This is a genomic window from Rhodococcus sp. IEGM 1379 (genome assembly GCF_030056815.1).
GTDB lineage: Bacteria > Actinomycetota > Actinomycetes > Mycobacteriales > Mycobacteriaceae > Rhodococcus_F.
Genome location: NZ_JASHKR010000103.1, coordinates 1 through 7,995, shown reverse-complemented (window position 1 = coordinate 7,995; position 7,995 = coordinate 1). Strand labels below are relative to the sequence as shown.

The window sequence follows — 7,995 nt, the reverse complement described above, 5'->3', positions numbered from 1 at the left end:
CGGCATTGACGACAGTGACTTCGACCTACCCGTGGTGGCGCGTTTTAGTGACGTTCCACTCGACAAAGTACTCGAGTTCGCGAAATACATCCACGAACCAATCCAAGTAATCGAAAACTGCGAATACTTCGTTGGACTCTTCGCAGACTGAACGATAACCGACGCTCGAATCTTACGGCGATCTTGACGGATCGGCAGGTGACGCCTGGCCACCAAAGCCGATGGGCGCCACATCGAAACCTGGGGCGCGGAGGACGCAGGTCCCAAAACCCGTCTTCCTCACACCCAGGGCACTCTGCTCGCCCTTGCCCGACCGGATCATCGAACGGACCAAACCCGCCGACCCCAAGCGCAGAGCAGGAAAATAACATATGTGGTATCTCAAAGCTTTCGACAACGAGACCGAATTTCGCACCGAAAAATATCTCTTGCATGACGTGAATGTCGAGATCGTAAAAGAAATTCTCGGAATCGACGACAGTGACTTCGACCTACCTGCCTGGGTACGTCAGAATGACGTACCCCTCGACAAAGTACTCGAGTTCGCGAATTACATACTCGAACCCTTCAAGATAGACCAAAACTGTGAATATCAAAACTGTGAATATGAAGTCGCAGATCTAGCGGAATAGACAAGAATCGCCGCTCGAATCGTTCGGTGAGCTCGACGGTTCATCAGATCGATTTCTTGGACTCCGAACGTACCAACCCCGGACTCAGAGCAGGAAAATAAACTATGTGGCAGCTCGAAGCTTTCGACAACGACACCGAACTACGCATCGAAAAATACCTCTTGCACGATATGACTGCCGAAATCGTGAAAGACATCCTGGGCATCGATGATAACGACTCCGATTTACCAGTCATAGCGCGTCAGAGCGGAGTTCCCCTCGACAAAGTCCTTGAGTTCGCGAAATATATTCACGACCCAATCGAGATAATCAAGAACTGCGAATATGAAATAGGCCTATTCGCCGACTGAACAAACTCGCCCTTCAGTTTCGCGCACACGTCAGGCCGGGCCTGCCGTTGAGCGCCAACCAGCTCCAGCCCAATCGAACCCCGACAACATCAAACACAACAACAGAGAGGCTGCCCTGATGCCGCCCACCACGATGAACCCTCAGATCCTCCTCGACGCGGCCACGGATTACAACGCGATCGGAAGCTACACCGACGACGTGATCCGTTGGCTTGCTACAGCACTCGACGCGCACTCGGCCTGCGCCGGGACCGACAACGCCGGCACCCAATGGGCCGCGGGCTACGACCGCATTGCAATCGAGGCTGTTGCGTCCGGAACGAACATCGCCAACGCGTCCGGGAAACTGCACGACCTACTCGCTGCAACGTGGGTCGGCTTCGCCAACATCGAGGAATCGAACAAAATCCCCCCGAGGTCGTCCGAAGATCCTCCCCCACAGATTCTTTCGTCTACTCCACCGTCGTTCAAAGGCTCGTACGGCGGCGACGCCGACGCACCCGACGGTTGGGAGCTGATCAGCCGACATCTCGAGGGGCGCCGGTGGCCTGACGGGAACCCCGACAAACTGCGAGCACTCGCTTCCGTGTGGCAAACGGCTTCCGACCGTCTCCGCGATGCAAATGACGCAACGGGCAACGCCTGGGGCACCCTCGAAGAATTTGCCTCGGACGAGGTGCCACATGCCCTGGCCTATATGAATGGCGTCTACGTTTCCGCTCGAGATGTCTACGAAAAGTACGAAAACCTGGGGACTGCGTGCGAAGACTGGGCCGCGACGATCATGGACGCCCGCCGGCGCATTGTCGAAACCATCGGTACTGCCATCCTCACCGATGCGAGCGCAGAAGCAGTGGTTGCAGCCGACGTCAGTGTTGTACTCGACGCAGTCGATGTCGCCGTACACACTGCAATCGGCGCCTTGACCGCCGTCGAAGCCAAGCTCGCAGATGTCGACCGCGACCTCCAGCCAATTCTCGAGGCCAACCCGACCACGTTCAACGCCAGGATCATCGAGTCCGGGGGGATTTGGAATTACCACAAGCCGCCGGAGTTTCTTCCGGCGTTTCCGGATGCCAAACCCGTCAAATATTGATCAATGACTTTCGGCGCAAACCCGGTCCTTGAGGGCCGGGATAGCCGAACCTGTCGGTGGCTGTAGTTAGTGTCTCGGTTATGACTACGGGGGTGGTGAAGCGGGCGTACAAGTACCGCTTTTATCCGAGCGACGAACAAGCTGAGCAACTTGCCCGCACGTTCGGATGCACTCGCTACGTCTACAACCGGGCGCTCGCGGAGCGTTCGCGTGCCTGGCAACAGGAGCAACGACGTGTCTCGTACGCGGACACGTCGAAGATGCTCACCGGCTGGAAACGTGAGCCGGACACGACGTGGTTGACGGAGCCGTCGAAAGGGCCACTGCAGGAAGCATTGCGGCAGCTGCAAGGCGCATTCGACAAGTTCTGGCGGAAACAGAACCGGTATCCGAAGTTCAAGAAAAAGGGCGTGTCGAAGGATTCGGCGACGGGCTTTTCGAACTGTTTCACTTACCGGGGCGGCCAGGTCCGGTTGGCGAAGCAGTCGGAGTCGTTGGACATTCGATGGTCACGCCCACTGCCTAACGGTGCGGTGCCGTCGCAGGTGACGGTTTCCCGCAATTCGCGTGGTCAGTACCATATTTCGATTCTCGTCGAGACCGAGATCGCCGCACTGCCGCCGACGGAACAGACGGTGGGGGTCGACGCCGGGATCACCAGCCTGTTCACCCTCTCAACGGGGGAGAAGATCGACAACCCCCGCTTCGAGGTGAAGGATCGCGTTCGGTTAGCGAAAGCGCAACGGGCGTTGGCGAAGAAACAGAAAGGATCCGCTAACCGGGCGAAGGCCCGGTTGAAAGCAGCGAAAATCTATGGCCGCGTGGCTGATCGGCGACGCGATCATCTGCATAAACTCTCGACTCGGTTGGTGCGCGAAAACCAAGTGATCGCCGTCGAGACGTTGAGTGTGCAGAACATGCTGAAGAACCGGTCGTTGTCTCGGGCGATTTCGGATGCGGCGTGGTCGGAGTTCCGGCGGATGCTCGACTACAAAGCGGGCTGGTACGGGCGACAGGTAGTCGCGATCGACCGGTTCTATCCGTCGTCGAAGACCTGCTCGGAATGTGGGGTCGTGGTCGAGTCGTTGCCGTTGGATGTTCGAGTGTGGACGTGTCGGTGCGGCGCCGTTCATGATCGGGATGTGAATGCTGCGATCAATATTTTGGCCGTCGGACTGGCGGTGTCAGCCTGTGGAGATGGTATGAGTCCTCTTCTCGTGTAAGCGTGTAGAGGCAACTGTCTGTGAAGCAGGAACCCTGGAATGTGAGTTTCAGGGGCAACCGCGGGGTGTGAGCCTCGCAGGGAATCTCGGTCTGTTTACGGCCGAGAGGAAGTCAACTGACGGGATCAAGCAGAATTGGCCACGGTGCCATCATCCGAGCCAGCGACGCACTGCCTCCCCGGCGCAACGGATTTCACGACATCCGCCAGCTGACCGAACCCTTCGGCGCGGCCGCTCGACGAGCGGAACACCAGCCCGATGGTGCGGCCCGGAGCAGGAGCAGCAAAGGTCGCGGTGGCAAGTTCAGCGCGTCGACTCTCCACCGCCACAGCCGATTCCGGAACTAAGGTGACGCCCAGTCCACCGGCGACGCACTGCACGATTGTCGCCAGCGACGTTGCCCGCGTATCCCCCGCCAACGGGTGAGCGTCGACGGAGCGGCAGAGATCCAACGTCTGATCACGTAGGCAATGCCCGTCGTCGAGCAGGAGCAGCGGTAGCTCGTCGAGGACTTCGGCAGTCAGGTCGACTCGTCCGGCTAATCCGTGTTCCACGGGAACGACAAGGACAAAATCCTCGTCGTAGAGCGGTATTTCGATCAGTCCGGGTGCGCCGGCCGGCAGTGCGAGCAGTGCCACGTCGAGAGCTCCGGATCGCAGCGCGTCGAGCAGTCTGGCGGTTTGATCCTCGATGATCCGCGGCACTACAGCCGGCATAGAATCGCGCAATGCCGGCAAGAGCGTCGGCAGCACATAGGGCGCTACGGTGGGTATCAAGCCGATTCGAAGCAGCCCGGCCAGGTGGTCTCCGGTTCCGGCGGCGCTCGCAACAAATCCTTCGGCGGCTTCGAGAATCACCTTGGCCTGGCCCAGGAGTCGCTGACCGTCACCTGTCACAAGCACGCGCCGGGTACTGCGTTCGATCAATTGCACCCCGAGTCCGGCTTCGAGCGCCGCCAGCGCCTGCGACAGTGTGGGTTGGCTCACACCCAAACGTGCTGCAGCGGTACCGAAGTGTCGATGTTCGGCCACCGAGACGAAGGCACGCAGCTGCGACAAGGAAGGTTGATAAGTCTGATCGCCCATGCCTATCAGTCTAGTGCCACTTATCACCTTTACCTTTCGAACAAGTTGGTGCAGAATGGAGTCATACCAAAAAGCGCCGGTCACCCACCATCACGGTGAGACCCGCTCGAAGGTAAGAGACCTCATCGATCACAGCAGCTGTGATCGTGCGTGTGAAAAATCCCTGTTCACAAGACAAGTAGGAGAACGAGACATATGGCTCTGCTGACAATCGGCGACCAGTTCCCGGCATACAACCTGAAGGCCGTTATCGGCGGCGACCTTTCCAAGGTCGATGCACAGCAGCCTGACGACTACTTCACACAGATCACGAGCGATGACTACGCCGGCAAGTGGCGCGTCGTTTTCTTCTGGCCCAAGGACTTCACGTTCGTGTGCCCCACCGAGATCGCAGCATTCGGCAAGCTGAACGACGAGTTCGCTGACCGTGACGCACAGGTTCTCGGCGCTTCTGTCGACAACGAGTTCGTGCACTTCCAGTGGCGTGCACAGCACGACGAGCTCAAGACGCTCCCCTTCCCGATGCTCTCGGACCTCAAGCGCGAGCTTGCCGAGGCCACCGGCGTCCTCAACGCTGATGGCGTTGCAGACCGCGCGACGTTCATCGTCGACCCCAACAACGAGATCCAGTTCGTCTCCGTCACAGCCGGTTCCGTCGGCCGTAACGTCGACGAGGTTCTCCGCGTTCTCGACGCTCTGCAGTCCGACGAGCTGTGCGCCTGCAACTGGAAGAAGGGCGACCCGACCATCAACGTCGGCGAGCTCCTCACCGCGAGCGTCTGATCATGAGTGTCGACACTCTGAAGAACTCGCTCCCCGAGTACGCCAAGGACCTCAAGCTCAACCTGAGTTCCATTGCGCGCACCACAGTTCTGAACGAGCAGCAGCTGTGGGGCACACTCCTCGCAACAGCCGCTGCCACCAAGTCGGCAACCACGCTCAAGGAAATCGCGGCGGAGGCTGCAGACAACCTCTCAGCTGAGGCGTACAACGCAGCGCTCGGCGCAGCGGCGATCATGGGCATGAACAACGTCTTCTACCGCACCAAGGGCTACCTTGACGGTAAGTACGACGACCTTCGTGCGGGTCTGCGGATGAACATCATCGGCAACCCGGGCGTCGACAAGGCTGACTTCGAATTGTGGTCGCTCGCGGTTTCCGCGATCAACGGTTGCAACCACTGCCTCGAAGCTCACGAGAACACCCTCCGTCAGGAAGGCGTTTCCCGCGAGGTCATTTTCGAAGCGATCCGTGCCGGTTCCATCGTCATGGGTGTTGCTCAGGCTATCGAAGCCAACGAAATCCTTTCTGCCGCACAGGTCTGATCGAAGACTTCACGCAGCAGACGAAAAAACCTCCCCACCTTCACTGGTGGGGAGGTTTTTTGCTGTGCCTGTAGTCAGGAACTCTGTGTGTATCCCGCTGGATTACGGCCTGCTTCAAGGTCTTCGGCGCTGAGCTGCACCGTTATTTCGTCGCCGAGCTTGACTCCGGGAGCGAGTGGCAATTGGTCACCACTCCAGAACTTGCCCGGATCGAACCAGTTGATACGACGATTTCCGACCATCAAACCCATTGCCTCGTATGTCTGCGCGACAACCTCAGCGCAATAGGCACTTTCGATTCCCGATGCCGGCGCCTCAGGTTTCTTACGGAACTTCGGCACCCGGCCGCCGAACCACCGTGAGGCGAGCTTGGCGGTCGAGGGAAAGGGAGTTCCATCCAAGCGGGCGATGGTGCGTAGCAGCGCATCCTCTTGTTCGCGGGTCACCGGGGTATCGAGTTGGCGCAACCAACCCTGCTGCCCGTACTTGGCACCCCAGACCTGCACCGCGGCCTTCAGATCATGCAGCTGCACTCCACGCTGAAAACGTCCCGTCCACATGTCTTGCAGCGAATGTCCCAACTCCGCATGCCACATCAGCGGCGGCAGATCGTCGATAACCACGGACATTCCGACGTGATTGACCGGGCTGTTGGTCAGCGTCTGGATCGCTTTGTCGGCCTTGGACTCTCCGCGAAAAATCCAGATATCGCCGGTGCGTGTAGCCGCCGCAGCCTCGTCGAGAGTCACCTGGGAAAGCAATCGTCGATGCATACGCTCTAGCCTAGACGGATGACACTTCGCGCCTCACACGTCTGGAAGCTCGTCGGCCTGGCCGGCGCTATGGGGGTAGCGGCCACCGGAGTACTCGCTGCGCGCAACGAACGAACGCGCCGGGCCTACTCCCCCGACGAGATTCGCTCGGTTCTGCACGAGCGATACACCCAGGCGTACGCGAAGCAGTCAGAGAAGGAAGAGATCGAACTCGAACCTGTGCCGACCGGGCTGCGGCGCCGAATCAAGAATCTGATTCGACGCCGCAACTGAGCTGAAAGACTTATCCGAGCGCGGCGAGAATTCCGGCAGCCATGTCGGCAACCTGCTCGTCCGTCATCACGAAGCTCGGGGAAATCTGCATAGCGCCCTGCCCCGCAGCGCGACCCGAAATTCCGTGCTCACGCAGGGTCTTCACGAACGGCAGCGCCTGCGCAGGATCGACGAGCTGCACGGCCGCGACGGCACCGAGACCACTGCGCACCTCGGCAACCCGCGGGTGCTCGGCCAGCGGCTGCAGGTGCGTGTGCAACGACGCTTCGAGACGCTTGGACTCCCCGAGAAGATTCTCACGCTCGAGGATGTCGAGGTTGGCCATTGCCGCAGCGGCGGCGCCGGCGTGCCCACCGTAGGTGTAACCGTGACGCCACCACGCGCCGTTGTAGAACGGCTCGGCGACGCGAGGAGCGATGAACACTGCGCCCATCGGAACGTAGCCTGAGGTCAAACCCTTTGCGGTGGTCATCATGTCGGGCTGCAGATCGAAGCGGGTGGACGCGAACCACTCACCGCCGATGCGGCCGAAGCCTGTGACAACCTCGTCGACGACAAAGAGGATGTCGTGCTCACGGCAGATATCGCGAACCTCGGCCAGGTATCCCTCCGGCGGGAGGTAGATGCCACCGGCACCGATGATGGGTTCGGCGAAGAATGCCGCAATCTTGTCGGCACCGACCTTCTCGATAAGCGCGAGCAGGCTCTTGGCGTCGTCCCAGCCCACTGTGGCGGCGTCGGCCATCAGCTCGCCGTAGCCTTCACGGTTGACAGGAATACCGGCGAGGGCCGTTCCGGCAACGTGCATTCCGTGGTACGCCTTCTCGCGACCGACGATGATGTTCTTGTCGGGCTGGCCAACCTCATGCCAGTACCGGCGAGCCAACTTCGCCGCGGTATCGATGGAATCGGAACCGCCCGAGGTGAAGAAGATCTTGCTGCCGGGAACCGGCGCGATCTCGGCAAGACGGTCCGCCAATGCCTGCGTGGTCTCGGGAACAAAATCGCCGAAGTTGGAGTAGTGCGCAATCTTCGACAGCTGAGCGGCAACGGCGTCGGCGATCTCGGTGCGGCCGTGGCCGACGTTGGTGAACCACAGGCCGGCAGTCGCGTCCAGGTACCGATTATCCTGCGAGTCCCAGATGTATGCGCCCTCACCGCGCGAGACGACAAATGCGCCGTTCTTTTCTACCGCGCCCATATCCGCGAAACCGTGCCACAGTGCCGAAGCCATCATT

The 7,995-nt window shown here is 59.8% G+C and carries 10 protein-coding genes; 7 read left to right on the top strand and 3 right to left on the bottom strand.

All coding sequences use genetic code 11. The annotated features are described in order from the left end of the window. The first annotated feature begins 371 nt into the window (after window positions 1-371). The 4 genes from QM600_RS30035 (at window position 372) to QM600_RS26710 (ending at window position 3,301) form a co-directional block, all read left to right on the top strand. Window positions 372-632: a DUF7683 domain-containing protein gene (locus tag QM600_RS30035; protein WP_502943114.1), complete on the top strand. Its 261-nt coding sequence runs from the start codon at window positions 372-374 to the stop codon at window positions 630-632. A gap of 104 nt (window positions 633-736) precedes the next feature. Then, the gene (locus tag QM600_RS26720) at window positions 737-982 is read left to right on the top strand and encodes a DUF7683 domain-containing protein (protein ID WP_283264792.1); all 246 of its coding nucleotides are present in this window, start codon (window positions 737-739) and stop codon (window positions 980-982) included. Between the two features lie 118 nt (window positions 983-1,100). Then, window positions 1,101-2,078, top strand: a complete 978-nt coding sequence (locus QM600_RS26715; protein WP_283264791.1) for a WXG100-like domain-containing protein — start codon at window positions 1,101-1,103, stop codon at window positions 2,076-2,078. A gap of 80 nt (window positions 2,079-2,158) precedes the next feature. Next, the gene (locus QM600_RS26710; RefSeq protein WP_283264790.1) at window positions 2,159-3,301 is read left to right on the top strand and encodes an RNA-guided endonuclease InsQ/TnpB family protein; all 1,143 of its coding nucleotides are present in this window, start codon (window positions 2,159-2,161) and stop codon (window positions 3,299-3,301) included. 125 nt (window positions 3,302-3,426) lie between these two features. Here the strand turns inward: QM600_RS26710 and QM600_RS26705 are convergent, their stop codons facing one another. Continuing rightward, window positions 3,427-4,386 carry a hydrogen peroxide-inducible genes activator gene (locus tag QM600_RS26705; RefSeq protein WP_283264789.1) on the bottom strand — a complete coding sequence of 320 codons (960 nt, stop codon included), beginning with the start codon at window positions 4,384-4,386 and terminating at the stop codon, window positions 3,427-3,429. A gap of 195 nt (window positions 4,387-4,581) precedes the next feature. On the opposite strand from QM600_RS26705, the gene QM600_RS26700 reads away from it, so the two are divergent. Continuing rightward, window positions 4,582-5,169, top strand: a complete 588-nt coding sequence (locus QM600_RS26700; protein WP_094272542.1) for a peroxiredoxin — start codon at window positions 4,582-4,584, stop codon at window positions 5,167-5,169. 2 nt (window positions 5,170-5,171) lie between these two features. Continuing rightward, entirely contained in the window at window positions 5,172-5,711 is a 540-nt protein-coding gene (gene ahpD / locus QM600_RS26695; RefSeq protein WP_283264788.1) for an alkylhydroperoxidase, AhpD family, read from the top strand. Between the two features lie 74 nt (window positions 5,712-5,785). Here ahpD and QM600_RS26690 read toward each other — a convergent pair whose 3' ends face one another. Further along, window positions 5,786-6,484 carry a hypothetical protein gene (locus QM600_RS26690; protein WP_283264787.1) on the bottom strand — a complete coding sequence of 233 codons (699 nt, stop codon included), beginning with the start codon at window positions 6,482-6,484 and terminating at the stop codon, window positions 5,786-5,788. An 18-nt stretch (window positions 6,485-6,502) separates the two neighbouring features. Between QM600_RS26690 and QM600_RS26685 the strand changes: the two genes are divergently transcribed. Beyond that, a complete protein-coding gene (locus tag QM600_RS26685) occupies window positions 6,503-6,757 on the top strand; it encodes a hypothetical protein (protein ID WP_283264786.1) in 255 nt (84 codons plus the stop codon). A gap of 10 nt (window positions 6,758-6,767) precedes the next feature. On the opposite strand, the gene QM600_RS26680 is transcribed toward QM600_RS26685, so the two are convergent. Further along, on the bottom strand, window positions 6,768-7,994 hold the full coding sequence (locus QM600_RS26680) for an aminotransferase family protein (RefSeq protein WP_283264785.1): 1,227 nt from the start codon (window positions 7,992-7,994) through the stop codon (window positions 6,768-6,770). Between the last annotated feature and the right edge of the window lies 1 nt (window position 7,995).